Annotated in this window: 25 protein-coding genes; 10 read left to right on the top strand and 15 right to left on the bottom strand. The window is 39.6% G+C overall.

Annotation, left to right across the window (positions count from 1 at the left end):
* The first annotated feature begins 182 nt into the window (after window positions 1-182).
* The 4 genes from folE2 (at window position 183) to FLM54_RS03020 (ending at window position 3,570) form a co-directional block, all read left to right on the top strand.
* The gene (gene folE2 / locus FLM54_RS03035) at window positions 183-1,106 is read left to right on the top strand and encodes a GTP cyclohydrolase FolE2 (protein ID WP_178955095.1); all 924 of its coding nucleotides are present in this window, start codon (window positions 183-185) and stop codon (window positions 1,104-1,106) included.
* Between the two features lie 93 nt (window positions 1,107-1,199).
* Window positions 1,200-1,796 (top strand): DUF2726 domain-containing protein, encoded by a 597-nt coding sequence (locus FLM54_RS03030; protein WP_138604940.1) that lies wholly within the window; start codon window positions 1,200-1,202, stop codon window positions 1,794-1,796.
* Window positions 1,797-1,908: 112 nt separating this feature from the next.
* Window positions 1,909-2,616, top strand: a complete 708-nt coding sequence (gene mtnN / locus FLM54_RS03025) for a 5'-methylthioadenosine/S-adenosylhomocysteine nucleosidase (protein ID WP_138604939.1) — start codon at window positions 1,909-1,911, stop codon at window positions 2,614-2,616.
* Window positions 2,617-3,570 (top strand): cobalamin biosynthesis protein, encoded by a 954-nt coding sequence (locus tag FLM54_RS03020; protein ID WP_178955093.1) that lies wholly within the window; start codon window positions 2,617-2,619, stop codon window positions 3,568-3,570.
* A 49-nt stretch (window positions 3,571-3,619) separates the two neighbouring features.
* Here the strand turns inward: FLM54_RS03020 and tyrS are convergent, their stop codons facing one another.
* Window positions 3,620-4,819, bottom strand: a complete 1,200-nt coding sequence (gene tyrS / locus FLM54_RS03015; RefSeq protein ID WP_178955091.1) for a tyrosine--tRNA ligase — start codon at window positions 4,817-4,819, stop codon at window positions 3,620-3,622.
* Window positions 4,820-5,310: 491 nt separating this feature from the next.
* Between tyrS and FLM54_RS03010 the strand changes: the two genes are divergently transcribed.
* Window positions 5,311-6,624, top strand: coding sequence for a peptidoglycan DD-metalloendopeptidase family protein (locus FLM54_RS03010; RefSeq protein ID WP_178955089.1), 1,314 nt, complete (start codon window positions 5,311-5,313; stop codon window positions 6,622-6,624).
* Window positions 6,625-6,772: 148 nt separating this feature from the next.
* On the opposite strand, the gene FLM54_RS03005 is transcribed toward FLM54_RS03010, so the two are convergent.
* From FLM54_RS03005 to FLM54_RS02985, 5 genes are all read right to left on the bottom strand, one after another.
* Window positions 6,773-6,949: a hypothetical protein gene (locus tag FLM54_RS03005; RefSeq protein ID WP_010390817.1), complete on the bottom strand. Its 177-nt coding sequence runs from the start codon at window positions 6,947-6,949 to the stop codon at window positions 6,773-6,775.
* A gap of 19 nt (window positions 6,950-6,968) precedes the next feature.
* Complete coding sequence (locus FLM54_RS03000) at window positions 6,969-7,940, bottom strand: aldo/keto reductase family oxidoreductase (RefSeq protein WP_178955087.1); 972 nt, start codon at window positions 7,938-7,940, stop codon at window positions 6,969-6,971.
* Between the two features lie 140 nt (window positions 7,941-8,080).
* On the bottom strand, window positions 8,081-9,211 hold the full coding sequence (locus FLM54_RS02995) for a sodium ion-translocating decarboxylase subunit beta (RefSeq protein WP_008115142.1): 1,131 nt from the start codon (window positions 9,209-9,211) through the stop codon (window positions 8,081-8,083).
* 14 nt (window positions 9,212-9,225) lie between these two features.
* The gene (oadA, locus tag FLM54_RS02990; RefSeq protein WP_010390815.1) at window positions 9,226-11,007 is read right to left on the bottom strand and encodes a sodium-extruding oxaloacetate decarboxylase subunit alpha; all 1,782 of its coding nucleotides are present in this window, start codon (window positions 11,005-11,007) and stop codon (window positions 9,226-9,228) included.
* A 12-nt stretch (window positions 11,008-11,019) separates the two neighbouring features.
* Complete coding sequence (locus FLM54_RS02985; RefSeq protein ID WP_178955085.1) at window positions 11,020-11,265, bottom strand: OadG family protein; 246 nt, start codon at window positions 11,263-11,265, stop codon at window positions 11,020-11,022.
* Between the two features lie 524 nt (window positions 11,266-11,789).
* Here FLM54_RS02985 and FLM54_RS02980 point away from each other — a divergent pair.
* The 3 genes from FLM54_RS02980 (at window position 11,790) to FLM54_RS02970 (ending at window position 12,806) form a co-directional block, all read left to right on the top strand.
* A complete protein-coding gene (locus FLM54_RS02980) occupies window positions 11,790-11,963 on the top strand; it encodes a DUF1328 domain-containing protein (protein WP_002961939.1) in 174 nt (57 codons plus the stop codon).
* 49 nt (window positions 11,964-12,012) lie between these two features.
* Window positions 12,013-12,204 carry a hypothetical protein gene (locus FLM54_RS02975; protein ID WP_008115136.1) on the top strand — a complete coding sequence of 64 codons (192 nt, stop codon included), beginning with the start codon at window positions 12,013-12,015 and terminating at the stop codon, window positions 12,202-12,204.
* 134 nt (window positions 12,205-12,338) lie between these two features.
* Window positions 12,339-12,806, top strand: coding sequence for a YcxB family protein (locus FLM54_RS02970; protein WP_178955083.1), 468 nt, complete (start codon window positions 12,339-12,341; stop codon window positions 12,804-12,806).
* Window positions 12,807-12,859: 53 nt separating this feature from the next.
* Here FLM54_RS02970 and csrA read toward each other — a convergent pair whose 3' ends face one another.
* The 6 genes from csrA to ribA all read right to left on the bottom strand — a co-directional run bounded on the left by csrA (window position 12,860) and on the right by ribA (window position 19,249).
* Window positions 12,860-13,051 carry a carbon storage regulator CsrA gene (csrA, locus tag FLM54_RS02965; RefSeq protein ID WP_004587515.1) on the bottom strand — a complete coding sequence of 64 codons (192 nt, stop codon included), beginning with the start codon at window positions 13,049-13,051 and terminating at the stop codon, window positions 12,860-12,862.
* A gap of 89 nt (window positions 13,052-13,140) precedes the next feature.
* A complete protein-coding gene (locus FLM54_RS02960) occupies window positions 13,141-14,358 on the bottom strand; it encodes an aspartate kinase (protein WP_178955081.1) in 1,218 nt (405 codons plus the stop codon).
* 6 nt (window positions 14,359-14,364) lie between these two features.
* The gene (alaS, locus tag FLM54_RS02955; protein ID WP_178955079.1) at window positions 14,365-16,965 is read right to left on the bottom strand and encodes an alanine--tRNA ligase; all 2,601 of its coding nucleotides are present in this window, start codon (window positions 16,963-16,965) and stop codon (window positions 14,365-14,367) included.
* 19 nt (window positions 16,966-16,984) lie between these two features.
* Entirely contained in the window at window positions 16,985-17,437 is a 453-nt protein-coding gene (locus FLM54_RS02950) for a regulatory protein RecX (RefSeq protein WP_138604929.1), read from the bottom strand.
* Window positions 17,437-18,225, bottom strand: a complete 789-nt coding sequence (locus FLM54_RS02945; protein ID WP_138604928.1) for a BPSS1780 family membrane protein — start codon at window positions 18,223-18,225, stop codon at window positions 17,437-17,439. Before FLM54_RS02945 ends, FLM54_RS02950 begins: the two co-directional genes overlap by 1 nt.
* A gap of 400 nt (window positions 18,226-18,625) precedes the next feature.
* A complete protein-coding gene (gene ribA / locus FLM54_RS02940; protein ID WP_010390804.1) occupies window positions 18,626-19,249 on the bottom strand; it encodes a GTP cyclohydrolase II in 624 nt (207 codons plus the stop codon).
* A 232-nt stretch (window positions 19,250-19,481) separates the two neighbouring features.
* Between ribA and FLM54_RS02935 the strand changes: the two genes are divergently transcribed.
* A complete protein-coding gene (locus tag FLM54_RS02935) occupies window positions 19,482-20,579 on the top strand; it encodes a TonB family protein (RefSeq protein ID WP_138608443.1) in 1,098 nt (365 codons plus the stop codon).
* Between the two features lie 57 nt (window positions 20,580-20,636).
* On the opposite strand, the gene FLM54_RS02930 is transcribed toward FLM54_RS02935, so the two are convergent.
* From FLM54_RS02930 to FLM54_RS02920, 3 genes are all read right to left on the bottom strand, one after another.
* On the bottom strand, window positions 20,637-21,149 hold the full coding sequence (locus FLM54_RS02930) for a hypothetical protein (RefSeq protein WP_178955077.1): 513 nt from the start codon (window positions 21,147-21,149) through the stop codon (window positions 20,637-20,639).
* 100 nt (window positions 21,150-21,249) lie between these two features.
* Complete coding sequence (locus FLM54_RS02925) at window positions 21,250-21,699, bottom strand: low molecular weight protein-tyrosine-phosphatase (RefSeq protein ID WP_138608447.1); 450 nt, start codon at window positions 21,697-21,699, stop codon at window positions 21,250-21,252.
* A gap of 167 nt (window positions 21,700-21,866) precedes the next feature.
* Window positions 21,867-22,373, bottom strand: a complete 507-nt coding sequence (locus FLM54_RS02920; RefSeq protein ID WP_178955075.1) for a DUF3087 domain-containing protein — start codon at window positions 22,371-22,373, stop codon at window positions 21,867-21,869.
* Window positions 22,374-22,587: 214 nt separating this feature from the next.
* Here FLM54_RS02920 and FLM54_RS02915 point away from each other — a divergent pair, with 214 nt between their 5' ends.
* The gene (locus tag FLM54_RS02915) at window positions 22,588-23,745 is read left to right on the top strand and encodes a hypothetical protein (RefSeq protein ID WP_178955073.1); all 1,158 of its coding nucleotides are present in this window, start codon (window positions 22,588-22,590) and stop codon (window positions 23,743-23,745) included.
* The last annotated feature ends 135 nt before the right edge of the window (window positions 23,746-23,880 follow it).

The raw sequence follows: 23,880 nt of genomic DNA, 5'->3' as shown, positions 1-23,880 counted from the left end.
TGCTTAGTTTTTATAAGTAAGTATGATTAAAAGCTAATTTTAGCATTTTCTATCAGCTATTTTCATGTTGTGCGATAAAAACAGTAAAATTTCATGTTTGCTGTTATTTGCTGCATTTCAGCAATTCTTTATTTAGTGTAAAATGTGATTTTTTAAATATTGCAAATAACGAGTAACGTATCATGCAAACGACTATGCCAGATATTGCTAACACAGCTGCAGCATTACAAACAGGTAAATTAGACTGGGTAGGAATGGCCGATATAGAGCTGCCTTTTATTTTTGAATCTCTTGATTTAGCTCCAGTTACTGTTAATGCAAAAGCTCGCGCTTTTGTTAATTTACACCAAGAAGATGCCAAAGGCATCCACATGTCGCGTCTGTTTTTAGCACTTGATCACCTCTCAACGGAGCAACAGGTCAACCCGCACACTTTAGCACAAGCATTAGATACCTTTATCACCAGCCATAAAGGCTTAAGCGATAAAGCACAAATCGAATTTAAATTTGAATTACCGCTGCGCCGTAAATCATTACTTAGTGGCAAAGCCGGCTGGAAAAGCTACCCAGTTATACTTACCAGTACTATAAACCAAGGTGTTATTAGTTTTGAGCTAAGTGTTGATGTTACTTACTCATCAACCTGCCCCTGCTCTGCAGCCCTTGCTCGTCAACTTATCCAAAATGCGTTTAGCGAAAAGTTTGCTCAAGAAACACTAACTCAATCAGAGGTTTTAGAGTGGCTTGGAACAACTCAAGGCATTGTAGCAACCCCGCATTCACAGCGTTCTATTGCTAATGTTAAAGTAAAGCTAGATCAAAACATTCAAGCGTTTGATGTAGTTAACTTAATAAACTTACTAGAAGATGAGCTTAAAACACCAGTACAAGCCGCGGTAAAACGTGAAGACGAACAAGAGTTTGCTCGTTTAAATGGTCAAAACTTGATGTTTTGTGAAGACGCAGCACGAAAAATTAAAACTACCTTAGAAGCAAAACAGTTTAGCGACTATTTTTTACAAATTAACCACTATGAATCTCTGCATGCGCATGATGCCGTTGCGATTGCAGTAAAAGGTATAGAGGGCGGATACACAGCACTATAAACACCAACGGTATCTAAAATAACCATAACAACTATTTGGGCACATAAATTGCTTTAGAAAAGCAGTGTCAATTTGTTGTTATGGAGTTACCGTATGGAATTCGCTTTATTATTAATATTAGTGCTAGTTGTTGGGGCATCTGTAGTTGCGTCAAAATTTAGTGATGACGGCGGAAACCCTTATCCTTTTACTCGTAAGCAAAGTGTATTTACCCAAGTAGAAGGGGCGTTTCTGAATTTATTAGAACGCGCTGTTGGCGACCAATATAAAATTGTTAGTCGCGTTAAACTAATCGATGTGATTGACTGTAAACAAGGTCTATCTGTCAAATCTAAACGTGCGGCATTGGCTAAAGCAAAAAATAAGCAGCTCGACTTTGTGTTAGTCGACAAAGAAAAAATGACCATAGTGGCTGCGGTTGACTTAGTTAATAATGCCAACAAAGATGGTCACAAAGCACAGCGTGATTGGTTTGTTAACGGTGCATTAGAAGCCGCTGGCATTCCACATATTCGTATGAAAGTAAAGTCAGGCTACCGCCCAAGTGAAGTTCGCGATGCCATTATGTTTAAATTAGGCAAGCCTGCTAAATCACAACCTGCACGCCCGACTCGTACTAGAGTCCATAAGCCTGCGGTATTATCACCTTCTCAAGCAAAAGCACATTCAACCGCCCTTGCTGAAATATAACTACTGAGTTAAAGCAATCTATTAAAGCGAGCATTTTAAATGACTCGCTTTTTTGTTTTTTATAGCAGACTTCACGTATAATCAGGCTATTCAAACTTAGGAATTTAACACTATGAATGTTGGTATTATTGGCGCCATGGAGCCAGAAGTTAAAATTTTGCGCGAAGCGATGCAAAATCCACAGGTTTTAACCAAAGCAGGCTTTACATTTTATACTGGTGAGCTTGCTGGTAATACTGTTACTTTAGTGCAATCAGGCATTGGTAAAGTTGCTTCAACTATTGCAACCACTTTACTTATCGATAACTTTAAGCCTGATTGTGTTATTAACACAGGCTCTGCCGGTGGTTTCGACCCTTCGCTTAACGTTGGCGATGTAGTGATTTCATCAGAAGTTCGTCATCACGATGTAGATGTAACAGCGTTTGGTTACGAAATTGGCCAAGTACCACAAATGCCTGCAGGCTTTACAGCACACCCTAAGCTAGTAGAAGCCGCCGAACAAACAATTGCACAAATCAGCGAAGTAAAAACGCTTGTTGGTTTAATTTGTACTGGTGACTCATTTATGTGTGACCCTGTTCGTATTGAAAAAACACGCAATGACTTCCCTACAATGCTAGCAGTAGAAATGGAAGGTGCGTCAATTGCACAAACGTGTTTTGCACTTAACACACCATTTGTTGTTATTCGCTCAATGTCTGATATTGCTGGCAAAGAGTCACCGCAATCATTTGAAGAGTACTTAGAAACAGCCTCTATTAATTCATCAAAAATGGTTGTGGCATTACTAGAAAAGTTAACAGCGGTTACGCTGTAAATGCTCAATAATATTGTTCAAAATCATTTGGACTTTATTGTATTTATTTGTGCGCTCCTAGCTGAGCGCTTTTTACCTTTAGTTAGCTGGTATCACCCTAATCATATACTTTCTGCCATTTTTAACGCAATTGGCCAGCGTGTTTATAAAAAAGCAGACAGCAAACAATATCATTATTTAGCCGCTTTACTAGCAAGCACACTTGTTCTAACTGTGATTATGATTATTGTGGTTTTACTGCTGGAGTTTGCCTTTTACCCTGAACTACTATCCGGTCTTATTTTATACTTGTGCCTAGAAAGCAGTAGCATAAATAAAAAAGCGATACGTATTGCGAAATTGACCAAAAAAAATCAAAAATCAACTGCTCGAGAATTATTAAAACCACTAGTAGCCCGAGAAGTTAAGGCACTTTCAAACCCAGGGATTATTAAAGCGGTTATGGAAAGTGTCATACTAAGAACGGCCCGTCATTATTTTGTAGTTATTTTCATTTTTTTACTATTGGGCCCCATTGCTACTCTCGCCTACCGCTTGCTTACCTTAATCCAACAAGCGTGGCGCACTGATATAGCTCCCGACAGTTCTTTTTTGACGCCGCTTAAACTGATTCTTTTTATTATTGAATACATTCCCATTCGGTTACTCGCGCTGACAATAGCTTCACTTAAAGCCAGTAAAAAAAGCATGCATTATATTAAGCATTATGGCCGACATTTTTATCAAAAAAATACAGGTTGGTTATTAAGTGTGTGCTCTGCATCTTTAGGTGTGCAACTTGGTGGGCCTGCTATTTATATTGAGCAGCGTTTCAATAAAATGCGGGTCGGTGTAGAACGCTTGCCAATTGCCGATGATATGCCAAAGCTACTCAATACCCTAAATCAAGCCCGTTTTTTTTGGCTACTAATTATTATTAGCGTTGAAATTATTAGGGCTGTTCTAACTTTTTGATCAGTTATAAAAAAACCAGCCGAAGCTGGTTTTTATAATCTCTGAAACTTTAGGCTACAGTAATATTTGCAAACTTACGTTTACCTACTTGGTAAATAGCGGTTGTTCCTTTTGCTACTTCCAATTTGGTATCGGTAATTTTTTCTTCGCCATTAAGCTTTACTGCGCCTTGTTTGATCATACGCATGGCCTCTGAAGTACTCGCCACTAAGCCAGCTTCTTTTAGTAAGTTAGCAATTAAAATAGTGTCTTCATCAATATTAACTGTCAGCTCTGGAATTTCATCAGGTAGTGCTTTTTTCTGAAAGCGCTGAATAAAGTCATCATGAGCAGCTTGCGCATCGGCTTCACTGTGAAAACGTGCAATTAACTCTTTCGCTAATTCAATCTTAATATCGCGCGGGTTAGTGCCTTGCTCTACACGCTGTTTTTGCGCTGCAATTTGCTCAATAGAAAGGCTACTTAGCAAGTCATAGTAACGCCACATTAGTACATCACTAATTGACATGATTTTACCAAACATGTCGCTAGGCGTATCAGTAATACCTATGTAGTTTCCTAGTGACTTTGACATTTTCTGAACGCCATCAGTCCCTTCAAGTAAAGGCATCATTAGTACGGTTTGTGGTTTTTGACCTTCATCTTTTTGCAGCTCACGACCCATTAATAGGTTAAAGCGCTGATCAGTTCCACCTAGCTCAACATCAGACTCAAGTGCGACTGAATCCCAGCCCTGCACTAGTGGGTATAAAAACTCATGGATTGCGATAGATTGACCGCCAGCATAGCGCTTTTTAAAGTCATCACGCTCAAGCATGCGTGCCACAGTTTGGCGAGCTGCTAATTTTATCATTCCAGCCGCGCCCAATGTCTCCATCCAGGTAGAGTTAAAAGCGACGGTTGTTTTAGCTGGGTCTAAAATTTTGAAAACCTGTTCTTTATAGGTTTCAGCATTAGCAAGCACATCATCACGAGTCAGTGGCTTACGGGTAACATTTTTGCCCGTTGGGTCGCCTATCATACCGGTGAAGTCACCAATTAAGAAAATAACCTCATGACCTAAATCTTGAAAGGTTTTCATTTTATTAATTAGTACAGTGTGACCTAGGTGCAAATCTGGAGCCGTAGGATCGAAACCAGCTTTAATTTTTAGCTTTTTCCCCGACTTTAATTTTTCAACTAACTCATCTTCAATTAATATCTCTTCTGCACCGCGTTTTATCTCTGCTAGAGCGGTTTGTAAATCCACTGTGTGTTACTCCAAAAAATTCTGACAACGAAGGGGTGTAATATGCTCACGATTTATTGTTAGCGCGTTATAACAAAGCAAATAAAACTATTTAGCTAACATAACAAATTTCCACTTAATTAGAACAACTTTTTTAACTAATCGCAGCATCAACTATAATGCAGGGCGTACGTTCTAAAAAGGGATATAAACGAGCGATTAATAATACACTAGAAGTGTTTATAACAAACCAAAAAACAGTTTGTAAATTAATCACTTCTCGCAATTAAATCGTTTTAAAAGCTAATTTAACATTACGATGAAAAAGCAAAGTATCCAAGAATATAAAATAGTGCTGTTATTCAACTTTACACACAAACAGCCTGAATACCCTATGATTTTAGCTTAATTTAACGCGAGTTTAAATCTACAAAATACTAGTATTCATAGATTATTCGTTATATCCTGCAATATAATCTATTTATTATCTTGACAGCAGAAAAAGGCACGTTATGGTCCACGTGGTTAACACGCTCCCCAAAAAACACAAAATGCTTATTCTAGGTTTGGTTTCTGCTATTGTTGCCTTAGCCTTTTTACCTTCTGAAAAAGCCACTGCATCCAAAGACAATAGCGAGAACACGCTAGAGATTGGTAAGCGTTACGAATTACAAATAAAAGTAGGTGAAAACGAAAAACTCACTGACTTAAATTCAGAGCAAGCAGCACAAAAGCTTCCAGAATATGATTTTGTTGATCACCTTGTTAAAAATGGTGACAATTTAGCGAACATTTTTAAGCGCGCTGGTTTTTCTGCGCAAACGCTTTATAAACTGGTTAACACAAATGCTGAAACACGCAAGCTTACCAAAATTCATCCAGGTGAAACACTAAGCTTTGCTACTGCAAAAGATGGTTCGTTGGCTCAGTTGCGTTACGTTATATCTAAAACAGATACCTTATATGTCACCCTTAATGACGAAGGCCAATACGATACTTCAATTGACAGCAAAGAAATAGAAACACTGAGCAAAACCGCCGGTGGGGAAATTTCTAGCAGTTTTTGGACGTCAGCAATTGCTGCTGGTTTAAGTGAGCGCCAAATCATGAACTTTGCCGATATATTTGGTTGGGACGTGGATTTTGCAAATGACATCCGTAAAGGTGATGAATTTGGCTTAATATATGAATCTCATTTTGTTGATGGTGAATTTATTGGCACCGGTAAGATTATTGCCGCAGAATTTATAAATCAAGGCGAACGTTACACAGCAATTCGACACACCGACGGTAATTTTTATACCCCTGAAGGGCGTAGTATGAAAAAAGCCTTCTTACGTGCACCGGTAAACTTTAAATATATTAGCTCAAGCTTTAATCCTCGCCGCTTACACCCTGTTACAGGACAAGTAAAAGCACACCGAGGTATTGACTATGCTGCGCGTACAGGCACGCCTGTTGTATCATCAGGTAATGGTAAAGTTATTAAAGCGGGCTACAGTAAATATAACGGTAATTACGTATTTATAAGCCACGGTACACAATACGTTACTAAGTACTTACACCTTAACAAACGTCTAGTTAGAACAGGGCAAAAAATCAAACAAGGTGAGAAAATTGGTACTGTAGGCTCAACAGGTCGAGTAACTGGGGCACATTTACATTATGAGTTTTTAGTTAACGGTGTTCATCGTAACCCCAAAACTGTGAAACTACCTAAATCTGAGCCATTACCACGCTCAGAGCTTGCTAAGTTTAAGCCTATTGCTGATAACTTTATTGCGCAACTTGAGCGTAACCGAGAACTTCAGTTGGCACTTAAATAAAAAGCTTAATGATTAAATAAAAAAGCCTTTGCAGGGATAACCCGCAAAGGCTTTTTTGTATGTCATGAGTATACCAACCAGCATAGATATTTGAATAGTTTCACGAATTACCCATTGTATCTAAGCTGCTTGGTGCTAGATTTCAGAGTTAATTTACGAGTACATAAATAAGCTGCACAACCAAAGAGATCATCACCAGTGGCCAGATATACTTACTATATTTAGTAGCGCTCTCAAGCCCCATTTTACTTTGGTATTTTTCCAGTAACGGAATAATGATCACCAAAGCAATGACTAAGCTAATTAAAATAACAAATATGTTCATATCATCACCCTACACTAGGTTATGGTAAAGCGCAGCCTTTCGCGCTGATATATAGCTCATACCAATGCTCACGACTTAAGTTAACATTAACCGCATCACAGGATGCTTTTATTCGCTCTATGTTAGTAGTGCCAATAATTGGTTGAATTGATGCTGGGTGGCGCAGCAGCCATGCTAATACGATAGCTTCTGCTGTTGTACCATAAAGTATGGCAAGCTTACTGACTAAAATACTGGTATTAATATCTGCAGGCGAGGCCTTTGATAAATCACCACCAGAGTATAAGCCTTGGCATAAACTGCCCCAACTTTGAATCTGAATTTCATGCTCACGGCAATATTCAATATTGCCTGGGGTAAAGTTAATATCCTTGCCATCGGCATTACCCACATAAACGCCTTCATCAACCCATTGATGTTTTTGTAAACTCGCTTCGATTTGATTGGCCACAATCGGCATATCTAAAGCGCGTTGCAAAAACCGTATTTGATATTGCGACATATTAGACACCGCAAAATGACGCACTTTGCCACTTTCTTTTAAACAACTAAATACTTGTGCAACTTCCTCTACTTCCATTAAAGGATCAGGACGATGCAACATAAGTATATCTAAATATTCAGTATTTAATCGTTTTAATGAGCCTTCTACCGAGCGCTCAATCCAATCAGCTGAAAAGTCATAACGTTGTGGGTTTTGATCATCAGCAAAGCGAATACCACACTTAGACTGAATATACATTTGCTCTCTAAGTTCTGGTCGCTCAGCCAAAGCTTGACCAAAAACATGTTCGGCTTTGCCTAAGGTATAAATATCAGCATGATCGAAAAAATTAATTCCGCCTTCAATGGCGGCATCTATGCATGAATGAGTTTGTTGTAAATGCGCACTGGTAATCGCATCTTTATTCCATGCGCCTCCCAAACCCATACAGCCAAAAACAAGTTTGCTTACATTCGGGAGATATTTTGCCAGCGGAGTGTGTAACATTTTGACAGCCCTTTAAAAAATGAAGAGTGATTACTTTAAACAAAAAACCCTATACAAGAAACCGCTTAAGTCAAAACAGTGAATTTTATGCAAAAAAAAAGCGCAGTAAACTGCGCTAATAGGTTGAGTCTAAATTATATTTAACCCACAAGAGCGAGTAAAATACCTGCCGCAACAGCACTACCAAGCACCCCTGCAACATTAGGCCCCATGGCATGCATTAATAAGAAGTTATGCGGGTTATTTTCAAGCCCAACCTTATTAACAACACGTGCTGCCATAGGCACAGCGGATACACCCGCAGCACCAATTAATGGGTTTATGGGGGTTTTTGATATCTTATTTAAGCCTTTAGCCATAAATACACCTGAGGCTGTACCAATAGCAAACGCCAGTGCACCCAGTACCAAAATACCAATAGTTTCTACTGTTAAGAACTGCTCGGCAGCAAGCTTAGAGCCCACTGCAAGTCCTAGAAATATGGTGGTGATATTAATGATTTCGTTTTGCGCACTGTTGCTGAGCCTATCAACTACACCCGACTCACGCATTAAGTTACCTAAACAGAACATACCAACCAGCGGAATTGCCGCAGGTAAGAATATAGCAGTTAAGGTAAGCACCATCAGTGGGAAAATAATTTTTTCCTTTTTAGATACTTTACGCAGTTCTGGCATTTGAATTTTACGTTCTTCAGGCGTTGTAAACGCACGCATAATAGGTGGCTGAATAATAGGAACCAACGCCATGTACGAGTACGCAGCCACCGCTATAGCGCCCAGTAAATCTGGGGCCAGCTTTGACGCTAAAAAGATAGCGGTTGGCCCATCTGCACCACCAATAATCGCAATTGCAGAAGCATCTTGTAAGCTAAATTCAAATCCCGGAATAAAGTTAAGTAAAATAGCGCCAAATAACGTCGCAAAAATACCAAACTGCGCTGCCGCACCTAATAGCAACATACGCGGGTTGGCAATCAGGGCACTAAAATCAGTTAAGGCCCCCACTCCCATAAATATTAATAGCGGAAAAATACCGGTATCAATACCAACATAATACACATAGTAAAGTAAGCCACCTGGATCTGATAAACCAGCTACTGGAATATTAGTTAAAATAGCTCCGAAACCAATGGGCAGTAGTAATAACGGCTCAAAGTTTTTGGCAATTGCTAAAAATAATAGCAAACAACCAACGGCAATCATGATCAGCCCAGGAAATGTAAAGTTAGCAATGCCTGTGGCATGCCAGAGGTTTAAAATACCATCCATCCTCTATTTACTCCTTAAGCTAGTGCAATCATTGCATCGCCGGTTGACACTGAATCGCCCTCAGAAACAAGCACCTCAGCAATCGTACCGGTATGCATGGCGCGTACTTCGGTTTCCATTTTCATGGCTTCCATAATAATTACCACATCACCTTCATTGACTACCTGACCGGGTTTTACTTTAATTTTAAAAATATTACCGGCCAGTGGTGCATTTAGAGTTTCACCCGAGGCAACCGATGCTGACTGTGGAATATGCTCTGAGTCTTTTAACGTCACCTCTTTTAGCTCACCACCTTGAGCAACCACGACATCGTATACTTTACCGTCTACTTTAACGCTGTATTGCTCTGCCTTAACGCTTTTATTGTTTGCCGCTGATTTTTCAGGTGCTTTATTGGCGTTATCATCAGCGCTAGGAACAGGCTCAAATGCATCAGGATTGTTACGGTTTTTAATAAATTTCAAACCAATCTGTGGAAATAATGCATAGGTAAGCACATCATCAATTTGCTCATCGGCTAAAGTTAGCCCTTGCTCCTGCGCAAGCTTGCTTAACTCAGCTTCTAAAGTTTCAAGTTCAGGTTTAATAATATCTGCAGGGCGACAGGTAATTGCTTCACTGCCATCAAGTACGCGCTCTTGAAGCTCTTTATTCATTGGTGCAGGTGTTGAACCATACTCACCTTTTAATACGCCAGCAGTTTCTTTGGTAATGGTTTTATAACGCTCACCAGTGAGTACATTTAATACCGCTTGAGTACCAACAATTTGTGAGGTAGGTGTAACGAGTGGAATAAAGCCTAAATCTTCACGTACTCGTGGAATTTCAAGTAGCACTTCGTTTAGTTTATCAGCAGCACCTTGCTCTTTAAGCTGGTTTTCCATGTTAGTTAACATACCACCTGGCACTTGGGCTAATAAAATTCGGCCATCGACACCTTTTAAGCTGCCTTCAAACGCAGCGTACTTTTTACGTACGTCTCTAAAGTAAGCGGCAATTTCTTCTAGGTGGTTTAAATCAAGCCCGGTATCACGCTCGGTCCCTTCAACGATTGCAGCAATTGTTTCAGTTGCTGAATGACCATAAGTCATACTCATAGACGATACAGCTGTGTCGAGCATATCAATGCCGGCATCAATCGCTTTTTGATAAGTAGCGGTGCTTAAACCCGTTGTTGCATGGCATTGCATTGCAATAGGTATGGAAACCGTTTCTTTTAACGCTTTAATGAGTTCTTCTGCATCGTAAGGCTTAAGCAATCCCGCCATATCTTTAATACAAATTGAATGACAACCTAATTCTTCAAGCTGCTTAGCAAGTGTTAACCACATATCTAATGTATGTACAGGGCTTACTGTGTAAGAAATTGTACCTTGCGCATGTGCCCCTACTTTAACCGCCGCTTTTATGGCAGTTTCTAAGTTACGTACATCATTCATGGCATCAAAAATACGAAATACGTCTACGCCATTTTTGTGGGCGCGCTCAACAAACTTCTCAACCACATCATCAGCATAATGGCGATATCCCAATAAGTTCTGACCACGAAGTAGCATTTGCTGTGGTGTATTTGGCATCGCTTTTTTAAGCGCGCGAATACGCTCCCATGGATCTTCACCTAAATAACGAATACATGAATCAAAGGTAGCTCCACCCCAAGATTCTATAGACCAATATCCTGCGTCATCAATTTTTTTTGCAATAGGTAACATGTCGTCTAATCGCATGCGGGTAGCTAAGAGCGACTGATGTGCGTCACGAAGTACGAGTTCTGTTATTTTTAATTTAGCCATTGGTATGCTCCTCTAATTATTATTTGTTTTGTACTGAGCAATGGCAGCACTAATTGCAGCGATGTGCTCATTTGGCACACCTTGAGATTTAAAAGATGGTGTTCTCTGTGATGCTGCTAGTTCTGGCTGAGAAAACTTGCTAGCCAGCTTAGACATGAGTGTCACTGCACCAATCAATAAAGAAAGAAATACAAACACACCCACCATGCCTGTTAGCATTAAATTGCCTGCAGTTGTGAGTAAAGCCCCTATATCCATAATTCTCCCCTGTTTAAAACCAAACACATAAAAAATCGGTTTATTTAAATAACTATTCACCAATAGTAACAAAAACTATTCTTTTGTCTACACATTGTAAATTGGTAAAACCAATTAATCTAAAAGTAACATATCACCAATAAGGTTAACACCACCTAAAATAGCTTATTTAACCCAGATATATAGATGATAAAAATGTTCGTTATAAACAAAGAATATATAAAAACACTAATACTTTGTAAAAACACATATAAAACAAACCTATTGTACTAACCCACTAATAACCTTCAAAACAAATGTTAATTGGTCTTACCAAAACAAAGAGCAGCAACAACTATTTATTATCTCATCAGAGACAACTGTGAATAAGTTACCGATAAGATCGTAAAAATTACCAACTCAGTATAAAGCCAATCGCGAAAAACCGAAATAAACCATTGATTTAAAACAAAATGAAATACTGGCACATTACTCGCTTATATAAAAACAACACTTTAACACTTAGATAAATCAAGGAGATGACAATGTTACGCTGGACAATTACATTTTTGGTGATCGCACTAATCGCAGCCGTTTTAGGATTTGGTGGTATTGCAGGAGCCGCAGCAGGAATTGCTAAGATCATATTTTTTATCTTTTTAGTTTTACTGGTTATTTCACTTGTCTCTGGCGCTTTACGTGGTAAAAGCCCCAGGTAGATAAGAAACAACGAACCTCTTTTTAAATTTATATACAAGGAATTACATTATGAAATCATCAACACTTAAAGCAGCAGCTATTGGTCTATTCGCAAGTGCATTTATTATGGGTTGTGAAGACAATCATGCAGAAGAAGCCGGTGAGCGTATTGACGAAGCCGTGACAGATGTTCAAAACAAGGTAGAAGATACCTGTGAAGAAGTAAAAGAAGGCGTTAATGCCGAAGAGACAAATTGCTAATATTATTTATTTAGCTAAGAAACGACCTACGGGTCGTTTTTTTATGCCTAAAATATAAATAGTTTCTAGTCATTTCCCCTTTTAAGCTGCGCATTAGGCTAAAATAATAAAAAATAGCTTTTAAGTGCAAACACATGGTCTTTACAACAACTTATAAACTCGATAAACCTTATTTTTATGAATGCTTCGACCAATCGCTGCCTTATAGTAAGCGTGCACAACCTAAATACTTTTTATTGGCGCTACTTGTGATATTAGGGCTATTTGGCATTTATGGTTTAGGCGATCATTACCTTGGTACATTTTTGCTTATGTTAGCTTTACTTGAGTGCATTGCTTTTTATTATCGTCGTCCTTGGTGGGTAACAAGGCAAATGCTTAGCAGAGCATCTGGTTCTGAAGTCACTCTCACCTTCGACGAGGACGGAATAAAATCAACCAATCATTACAAGAATTACCAGTTAGCTTGGCACGACATTAATGAAGTGATTACTACAGATTGCGGCCTATTGTTAAAAAGTAAAAGCGGTATGCAGTACATTTCCAAGGCAATACTCAACGAAGAAACCATTGATTTTATTAACAAAAAAGCCACTCAGTGAGTGGCTTTTATAAATGTCATAGTTTTTAACTAACACATTTTATATTATCTTGATTAAGCATTGCCCGGATTAGGGTTAGACTTTTCAGCTTGTATGCGCATGTAAATTTCTTCACGATGAACTGATACGTCTTTAGGTGCGTTAACACCGATACGAACTTGATTTCCTTTAACACCCAGAACAGTAACGGTTACTTCGTCACCAATCATAAGGGTCTCGCCTACTCTACGAGTTAGTATTAGCATTCTCTTGCTCCCATGTTCCAATAAAATTATAAGATTCCGCAACACATTTTAATTAAAATTAGACTAAAAAGTAAGTAAAAACTCTCAATCTATTCATTTTCTGTTAAAAATGTCTTATGTAATGCACGAACAGCCAGTTCAAGGTATTTCTCATCTATTAAAACTGAAATTTTTATCTCTGAGGTTGAAACAAACATCACATCAATGTTCTCTTGTGCTAACGAATCAAAAAATAAACTCGCCACTCCAGAATGAGATTTCATCCCCATACCCACAGCTGACACTTTCGCCACATTAGTTAATCCGTCAATTGCCTGTGCGTCAAATTGCTGTTGCTCAGCCGCTAACAAATCAAGTGCGTTTAAATAATCATTTAAATGCACAGTAAAAGCATAGTCGACTTTTTCAACTTTATGATTAATTTGATTAATCATATCTATTTCGATGCCATTATCTGCAAAAAGTTTCAAAATTTTTGCAAGCGCTTTTGTGCCTTGCGGTACTCCATGTACCTTAATCAAACACTCGTCTCGATTAAATGCAATACCCGACACAACGTTACTCGCCACATCGCTCTCCTCAAAACTAATTAATGTACCTTCATCAGGTTTAAAGCTAGATAACACTCTTAATGGTACATTGTGCTTACCAGCCGACTCTACAGAGCGAATATGTAGCACTTTAGCACCTAAACTAGCCAGCTCAAGCATTTCGGCAAAGGTTACATGGCTTAAACGTCGTGCATTAGGTTCAATACGAGGATCTGTTGTATATACGCCATCAACATCAGTATAGATCTGACATTCATCCGCTTTTATTGCACCCGCTATTTCAACTGCAGAGGTATCGGTGCCACCACGCCCAAGCGTAGTCACGTTGCCCTCAATATCGCGCCCCTGAAAGCCGGCAATAATAGCAATACGGTTATGTTCAAGTTCATGTTTTAAACGCGTTGCAGCCACGTCTTCTACACGGGCTTTACCGAACATGTTATCGGTTAATATATTCACCTGATCGGCTAACAAGCTTACCGCAGAATGGCCGCGTTTAATAATCGCCATCGCTAATAAAGCTATAGAGACTTGTTCACCGGTACTGAGTAATACATCGAGTTCACGACCACTCGGGCGAGAGTCGATTTGTTTGGCAAGATTAATTAAGCGATTGGTTTCTCCCGACATTGCCGAAAGCACCACCACCACTTGGTGGCCTTGTTGCTTAGTTTTAACAACAAGGTCGGCGACCGCTTCAATACGCTCTATTGAGCCTACCGAAGTGCCGCCAAATTTTTGAACTATAAGTGCCACTTAAGCTTAAGTACGCTCAGTTAACCAAGCTGTTACACTATCAAGTGCTGCAGTTAAGTTTTGTGGCTCAGAACCACCTGCTTGCGCCATATCTGGACGACCGCCGCCTTTACCACCTACTTGGCCTGCCATGTGGTTAACTAACTCACCCGCTTTTACTTTACCGGTTAAGTCTTTAGTTACACCCGCAATTAGGCTTACTTTATCACCGCTGGCAACACCTAAAGCAATAACGCCTGAGCCAATCTTATTTTTAAGGTCATCAACCATGCCACGAAGCGCTTTTGATTCAGTTCCTTCAACGTTGGCAACTAACAATTTAACCCCATTAATTTCAACCACTGAATCAAGTAATGATGCACCTGCCGCACTGGCTAGTTTATCGTTAAGTTGGGCAACTTGCTTTTCAAGTCCTTTCGACTTTTCAAGTAAGGCAGTTACTTTTTCAAGTACTGACGCACTGTCACCTTTTACAAGCGCGGCAACATCTGCTAATTGCTGTTCTTGTTCATTAACATACGCGATTGCTTCTGCACCGGTTACCGCTTCAATACGACGAACACCGGCAGCAATACCGCTTTCAGATACAATTTTGAATAAACCAATGTCACCTGCACGCTCTACGTGTGTACCACCACAAAGCTCAATTGAGTAATCACCTATGGTTACTACACGTACTTCGTCATCGTACTTTTCGCCAAACAATGCCATAGCACCTTTTGCTTTAGCATCATCAATTGCCATTAGCTCAGTGTTAAGTGCAAAGTTACGACGAATTTCGTCATTTACTACACGTTCAATTTCGCGCAGTTCTTGTTTGGTCACTGCTTCAAAATGTGAGAAGTCAAAACGCAGGCGTTCTGGCTGCACAAGTGAGCCTTTTTGCGATACGTGCTCACCTAAAAGCTGACGCAATGCTTCATGTAAAATGTGCGTAGCTGTGTGATTTTTCTTAATGCTTTCACGACGCGCATCGTCAATAGTCGCATCCACTTTATCGTTAACGCCAATACGCCCTTGAACTGTTCCATGATGAGCAAAAGCATTACCCAATTTAGTGGTATTTGTTACATTAAACTCACCACCGGCAACAGTAATTGTACCGCTATCACCAATTTGGCCGCCTGATTCAGCGTAAAACGGAGTACGGTCTAAAACAATAATACCTTGCTGACCATCTTCTAATAACGATACCGATTCGCCACCGGCAAAAATTTCTACCACAGTGCCACGGTAATGATTACTATCGTAGCCTTTAAAATCAGTATGCTTGTCTGATTTTAATTGCTCGTTATAATCTGCACCAAATTTGCCCGCTTGCTGTGCTGTTTTACGTTGCACTGCCATACATGCTTCAAAACCTTGATGGTCAATGGTCATTTGGCGCTCACGCGCTACATCGGCTGTTAAATCGGCAGGGAAACCATAGGTATCGTAAAGTTTAAATACTAAGTCACCTGGGATCACATCCCCGGTTAAATCACTCAAGCTTTCTTCTAAAATAGCTAAACCACGCTCAAGCGTTTTACCAAACTGCTCTTCTTCAATACGCAGTACTTTTTCAATAATTTCTTGTTGCTTAGCAAGCTCTGGGTACGCTTGACCCATTTGCTCAATAAGTGCAGAAACCAATTTATAGAAAAACGCGCCTTTAGCACCTAACTTATTACCGTGACGTACTGCACGACGAATAATACGACGCAATACATAACCACGGCCTTCATTTGATGGCATAACCCCATCTGAAATTAAAAACGCACACGAACGAATATGATCCGCCACCACGCGAAGCGATTTATCATCCATATCTTGTGCATTAGTAACGCTTGCAGCGGCGGCAATTAAGCCTTGGAATAAATCGATTTCGTAGTTTGAATGCACACCTTGTAAAATAGCTGAAATACGCTCAAGGCCCATACCAGTATCAACAGATTGCTTAGGAAGTGGCTCCATAGTCCCGTCACTTTGACGGTTGTATTGCATAAATACTAAGTTCCAAATTTCAATGAAACGGTCGCCATCTTCTTCAGGAGTGCCCGGAGGACCACCCCAAATGTGCTCACCGTGATCATAAAATATTTCAGAACATGGACCACAAGGGCCGGTATCACCCATAGACCAAAAATTATCGCTCGTTGCAATACGAATAATACGATCTTCAGGTAAACCTATATCGTTAGCCCAGTAGCCAAAGGCTTCTTCGTCATCATGGTAAATGGTCACTAACAGCTTTTCTTTTGGTAGTTTTACAACCTCAGTTAAAAACTCCCACGCAAATTTAATTGCATCTTGCTTAAAGTAATCACCAAAGCTGAAATTACCTAGCATTTCGAAAAAGGTATGGTGACGTGCTGTGTAACCAACATTTTCTAAATCGTTGTGTTTACCACCAGCACGCACACAACGCTGAGAGCTAGTTGCGCGTGTATAAGGGCGGCTTTCGGCGCCTAAAAATACATCTTTAAATTGCACCATACCGGCATTATTAAATAACAACGTGGCATCGTTACCCGGTATAAGCGAACTAGAAGGAACAACTTGGTGTTGTTTGCTGGCAAAGAAGTCTAAAAACTGTTGCCTAATTTGTGCGGTAGTCATGTGCTGCATGTGAAAGTCTCACCTGTATTTACTGTGCTTGCATTGCAAAATTTATTTGATCATAGCTAAAACCTCGATACATTAAGTAGCGCACGCGCTTAGCTTTTTCTTTGTACTCGAGGTTTGCCGGTGTCGTTGAATATTTTTTGTTGTACGCTTCCTGCGCGAGCTCAAACCAATCTATTTCCAGCTCATCAACCACTGTTTCAAGCAGTGCTCTATCAATCCCTTTACTCATGGCTTCACTTTGAATTCGCTTTAAGCCATGGCATTTAAATATGTGTTTTCTTACAAACCCTTCACAGTAACGCTGCTCGTTAATAAAGTTGTGCTTTTCACACCAATCAAGCAGGTTTTCTATGAATTCATCGGTTGCTTCTCTTTGCTGTAACTTTTGAGTTAACTCTCGGCGCGAATACTCTTGCCTTCCTAGTAACCAAAGCACATAGTTTTTTAACTTTTGTTTTAATGTATCATCCATTAAGCGTCAAAGCGCCCGCTTTGCTCGCTACTTAAAGGCTTAATGTTACTGTCATCACTTGGTGGCACAACGGGCATAAAAATAGCCTGATAAGATACAAAGAAACTAATGTAGCAAATTGGCATTAAAATCAACAGCGGTAGTAGCGATAAGAACATCGACACCACCATTAATAATGCGCAAATAATACCATAAACACTTAATGGTAAAATATTATAATAAAACACCATAAACGAACTTTTTAAGGCATTTAAAATACGTTGCTCTTTATTAAAATAAACCAGCGGTACTGCGTAGGCAAACGAAGTAAAGTAAATTGAGAGCGCAATTAAAAACAATGCCACGTTTGCAAGCGAAATACTCTCAAGCATTTGGCTAACGGCGGTGTTTGGATCTAGGTCTGGCTGTGTCATAACCGCCATTGCATCAGCAAATAACCCATTGGCAAGCAGGGCAATTAAAATACCGGCCCCCATTTGATAAAGCGCTAAGCGAAATAAGCCTAACCGATTTCCTTTGGCTGAAAAGGGCTTCAAAATGTCGGCTAACATAATTTTTCCGCCCTGCTGCTTGGTAAGCACGGCTTGATAAAAACCAGCGGTTAAAAATGGTGTAGCCAATGCTGCAGCTATTTGTAATACCGGCAAAAATAACGACAACAAGCCAACAATGCCAATAAACAAATGCATAAAAATAAAAGTTAATGGCTGAGTTTTAAAAATTAGCCAACCCGCTTTAAACCATTTTAATGCCGCATCCGCTTTAAAAATTCGTAATTGTGTAGACATACTTGCTCTTAATTAAAACAAAACACGCCGAGTATAACTCGGCGCTGGTTGGTATTACATAGGTGGCGGCGATAAATGCCGTTAATATTAGGGTCTGCTGCCCTTTACGGATTAAAATTTGTTCAAACTAGGGGCGATTTAATCGCGGCGCGAGGTTTGTAACCTAGTGGGCTAAGTCAAAACCGAGCAAAGCTTCCGCGTCCTGCTCACGCCCCTTACCTACATCCATGTAGGCAACAAAGAGTAAATCGCCCCTAGGCAGAACCCTTCGGGCAGCGCCTGTTTGGCATTGATGCTGCGTTATCGCATATTTATGGGGAATAACCACACCACATAGGCTCTGCCTTGCCTAAATACCAAACAGACTGCTGAAAATTTAACCTTGAAAGGTCAACAGACCCTAAGGTTTTTTAATTTTCTTAATATCTAGCATGTGAGAGCCATGCTTAATCTTTGTCTCTAAATACGCTTTATTACCTGAAAGCCCAGCTTTAATGTGAGCATGAGTACCCACAACAGAATCAACTTCTATACCTGCATCTTTTAATGCATTGAGCTTTTTAGGGTTATTAGTCATTAATTTAACGTGCTTTAAATTAAGCGCATTGAGCATTAACACTGCATCTGAAAAGTCACGTAAGTCATCAGCAAAACCTAAATGGTTATTAGCTTCGTAAGTATTCATACCTTGTGATTGCAGTACATACGCATCAATTTTATTATATAAACCAATACCACGCCCTTCTTGGCGTAAATAAAGTAAAATACCGCCCTGCTCATGCATCATTTCAATACACTCGTTTAACTGCTCACCACAATCACAGCGTGACGAATGAAATACATCACCGGTTAAACATTCAGAATGCATACGAATAAGTGGGACACCTTGCTGGGTATCGGCGTTATTAAATACTAAAGCAACATGCTCTTGGCCATCTTTTAAGCCACTAAACGAGATAATTTCTGCAGGAATATCACTATTTTTGCCAACATTAAGCTGGACTCTTGCTCTTACTTGCGCCACGACCAATCCAAATATTAAAAAACTACGACACGATAAAGTGATAATATCACAAAAGTTCAAAATTGGATCGTAGTACACCCTAAGTAATGTCAAATATATTGCGACGACAGCGGCTATTTTCAATATGTAAGCATAAATATATTAGCAACGCATATTTACCTTGGTTTACCTAAAATGATGACATACACATAAGGATTTGCTAATTTACCACCGACAAATAATAGGGATCATTATGAAACTAAATAAACGTGTATTACTGATGGGCTTAAGTTTATCAGTACTGTGTTCCACCTCACAGGCAGAGCAAGTAACTACCTCTCAAGTAGAATTTAACAATGCTTATCAAAGTTACCTGGATGCGGTTAAAGCTGCAGACAATGTACAACAAACTGCCGAGCGTGCTTATACATTAGGTAAATCTGTTTACGGTGATAATTCAGATAACACCGCAAACTTAGCTATTAACTATGCAAAATCAATTAATGGCTATGGCAAAAAATGGATTGAAAAGCGTTTTTCACTTTACCAGCAAGCCTATACTATTTCTGTTAATAACCATGGTAAAAAATCGTTAGAAACCGTTGATTCTTTAGTTGGTATGGCTAATTTTGCGCCCTCAGCTCAAAAAGCGGATTATTATTTAGATCAAGTGATTGCAATAGCAAATACGCAAAACAAACCTAAATTTTTGGCTGACATGAAATTAGAAGCGGCAACCATATTAGCCAATAAATTCGGCTACGAAAAATACCATGAAGCTAAAAACTACTTAGAAGAAGCCGATGAGTACTATCAAGCTAACTTACCTGAAAACTCGGTTGAACGAATAAAAGCTGACTTTTTAATGGCGTCGTTTGCTGAGGGTAGAAAAAGATACACTCAAGCAATTGAACGACTTAATCGCGTAGTAAAGGTATTTGATGAAAACTTAAATTACGATCACACCGCCGAGCTTACCGCACATTCAAGATTAATTGGCTTGTATGAAAAACAAGGCAAAAGTGATGAAGCCACTAAACACTGTATCGCGATAGCTAAAATGGTGCCGTGGAAAGAAAGCCAAGAGCAAACACCACTATACCGCGTTGAACCTAAATACCCTAAAAACAAAGCGCGATTTAGCAAAGATGGCAGCGTAGTTATGGAGTTTGAAGTCAATGAATCTGGCTTTGTAAAAAATCTGCAAGTACTTAGCTCTGAGGGTGGCTTGGCCTTTGAAAAGTCGGCAGTAGAAGCATTAGAGCAATGGCGCTATGCCCCTAAATTTGAAAATGGAAAAGCGGTTGCAGCAACTTCTAAAGTACAGCTCGATTTTAAAGTAAAACGTTAACTAACTATAACAAGGCGCGATGAGCGCCTTTTGCTTCAATTGCTATTCTCAGAGCAGTTAAAATTCATAGCTTAAACTAATACCGCCATCCGCTCTTTTTTCGTTACTATCACTTGCTTTTCCGTAGCCTATATCTAATTCCAGTCTAAAACCGGAGTTGTTTAACCCATTAAAGTTATAGCTGTAAGTAAGCCCTACACCGTTAGTGGTTTCTTCATCAAAAATACCGCTAATTGCACAACCTATAATATTACCAAATTCACTTGCTATATCGTCATTTGTTGAACTTTCACACTTTTTATCAGTATCTCTTGCGCCAATAGCGCCCACAAGTGCACCAAAAGCATGCTTTTTATTATCACTTACTGCTTGTTCAAAACCTGCTGAAAATCCATCATCTAGGCCTAGTTTATAGTTTGCATACCAGCGCTGTGTGTTGTCGTTAGATGATAAAGACACTTCAGGAATAACTAAATAAGGATAGCCTCCCCCAACCGAAAAACTAATCTCGTTGGCAGCACTAGAGTAAGAAGCAATGGATAAAACGAGTAGTAATATTTTTGTTTTCATAAGTTCCCCTCTGAGTGAGCATAAAATGTACTTACTTTAGGGACGCAGTGCAATACGAAAAAAAGCTTGTTAAATTTAACTTTAATAATAAAAATAGGGATTAAATCTTAGCCAGTATGTTATCGCTGGCGGCCTCTATTAAATCAAGTACCTTTTCAAAGCCATCATCACCGCCATAGTAAGGATCGGGAATTGCGCTTTGTGCTTGCTCGCCATACTCTAAAAACAACGCAAGCTTGTACTGCAAATGTTCAGGGCAACGTGCGGTTAAATCCGACAGGTTTTGTTTATCGGCTGCTAAAATAAGGTCAAACTCGCTAAAATCACTACTACGCACCTTGCGCGAAAAAATACCTTTAAAACTATAACCGCGTTTTTCACCAGCCTGCATTGAGCGCCTATCTGGTTGATTACCTTCGTGATGACCAATAGTCCCTGCCGAGTCCACTAGCAGATCAATACCTAACTTTTTAGCGCGAGCTTTTAATACCGCCTCTGCGGTAGGTGAACGGCATATATTTCCCAAACACACTATTAGTACTCTTTTCACTTATGACTCCCAAGCTTTTGCAAAAAATCAGTAATAAACGTTATTTTAATGAGGCTAATAGTTTTTGCTAGCCTTCCAGTTGCTTAAGCACTAAACATACGTGTTTTTCATACGTAAGAAAAAAGCAGAAGGCCTTAGAGGGTTATGATTTTTGCAATCCCTATAACTTAAAACTGCTTTAAAATTGCATCATTGTAGTCATCAGCATTTAAGGTTAAGTTGAACTTGGCCGCAACGCTATCTAACTCGGCTTGTTTAATCGCTAAATCATCCATAGTGATGGTGTTATCGTCAAGCTGCCATAATAATCGTGAGCCCGCATAACTATATTGAATCGCCAATAATGCATCGGGGTTACCTTCTCGTCCCGCCGCTTTTAGCTTAGCCATTTTACGAGTGATTTTATTAAGCGCTTTTTTAAGCTCCCACACATACACCACCTCGGTCATAAAAGGATGTGTTCGGTATTTATTTAACAACCAGCCAATGCCAATACTCGTAACAATTACGCCTAATAAGTTCCAATGAAAATGACTACCACTTTCATCGGGAAATAATGCAATTAAGGTTTGTGAAATTGCTAAACTGCCCACAGCTAAACCTGCTGCACAGCCGACAATAACGCGATTTAAATGTTTACGATAACGTGCTTTATCTATTTGAATAAGTTGCATAGCTGCCTAAAAGTAAAAAACTAAAAAATACACAGCCCCATTGTAGCTAAACCCATCACAGAGTTAAGACTCTTTTTTAATAAAATACCCGTAGTTTTTGATTTAGCGCCTGTTTTATACTGCTTTCAACATAAAACCAACCAACGATTTTATTTGCACCCACTTATTAGGCATAGGATAGTAGGCAACAAATACGACTTAGTATAGGAACATCATGATAAAAACACTGATTGCCACAAGTTTAATATTTTCTTCTTTTAGTACTTTAGCCAATTTAAACACACCGCTAACCCCAGAAGAATTGCGAATTGAAAAAGCCAGCCAAGCGATGCCAGCCGTACTAAGCGCTTTTGCCAGCGAAGTTAATCAATTTGAGCAGCAGTTCAAGTCACTCTCAAGCTATGCACAAGCCGTAGATGCCGTTAATGACTACTCAAAACGATTATGGTTTAGTGCAAAAAAACGCATCACTACAACGCAAAACTTAGATGATCGCGCACTTTATTGGGCTCGCTTACAATCAAGTAAAATAATTCGTACCACAAAACCTGCATTTTCGCTGAGCACCGCGCAGCAAACAGTGTTATTAACGTTACTAGAAAACGGAAGCCGAGGTCGCACAGACCTAAGCTACTCACAAAACACCACTAAAAAGATACTACTAACTGGGTTTGACCCATTTTTACTTGATAGAAATATAAACCAAAGTAACCCATCGGGCGTAGCTGCGTTGCTTCTTGATGGCCAAGTAATAAACTATAAAGGGATTAGTGCTGAAATAAACACTGTAATGGTGCCTGTGCGATATGAAGACTTTGATCAGGGCATCATAGAGTCCTTACTTGCCCCTTATTACGCACTTAATAATGTGGATATGGTGGTTACCGTTAGTATGGGTAGTAAGGATTTTGATCTTGAGCGCTTTCCAGGTAAGCGCCGCAGTGTAACAGCCCCCGACAACGCCAATATAGTATATGGCGGTACCAAAACAGCGCCGCTCATTCCAAGCTTACACGACCGCCCATTACCCGGAACTGAGTTTGTAGAGTTTAGCTTACCTGTTAGCGCTATGCTAAAGGCAAAAGGCTCTTTTGCGATTAATGATAACCGCCATGTTATTACCCTCAAAAAAGACTTTGAGCCTAACAGTTTTGACGAATTAAAAGAGTCAACTGCAGTGCGCGGCGGTGGCGGTGGTTATTTATCTAACGAAATTTCGTATCGAAGTATTCGCCTTCGTAACCAGCTAAACTCAGATATCCCGACAGGGCATATTCACACCCCGCGAATTGCTCAGTTTGAACCCGAAACCGAAGCTAAAATAGTAAAACAAATTCAAACTATGTTAGAGCACAGTTTACTAGCGCTCTAACATAGCTTGCTTTTTCAACGTTAACATATCGATTAAATAACAAATGTAGGAGCGCTTAAATGCTCCTACGTTTTATTAAACTAAACCGCTAAAAGAGCATGCTGTAGTTGCATTAAAATTAAAAGTGCTCTGAAT

Origin of the sequence: Pseudoalteromonas sp. Scap25, assembly GCF_013394125.1 — a bacterium.
Taxonomy (GTDB): domain Bacteria; phylum Pseudomonadota; class Gammaproteobacteria; order Enterobacterales; family Alteromonadaceae; genus Pseudoalteromonas.
Note: the sequence above shows the minus strand (reverse complement) of the source record. Positions and strands in the feature narration are given on the sequence as shown.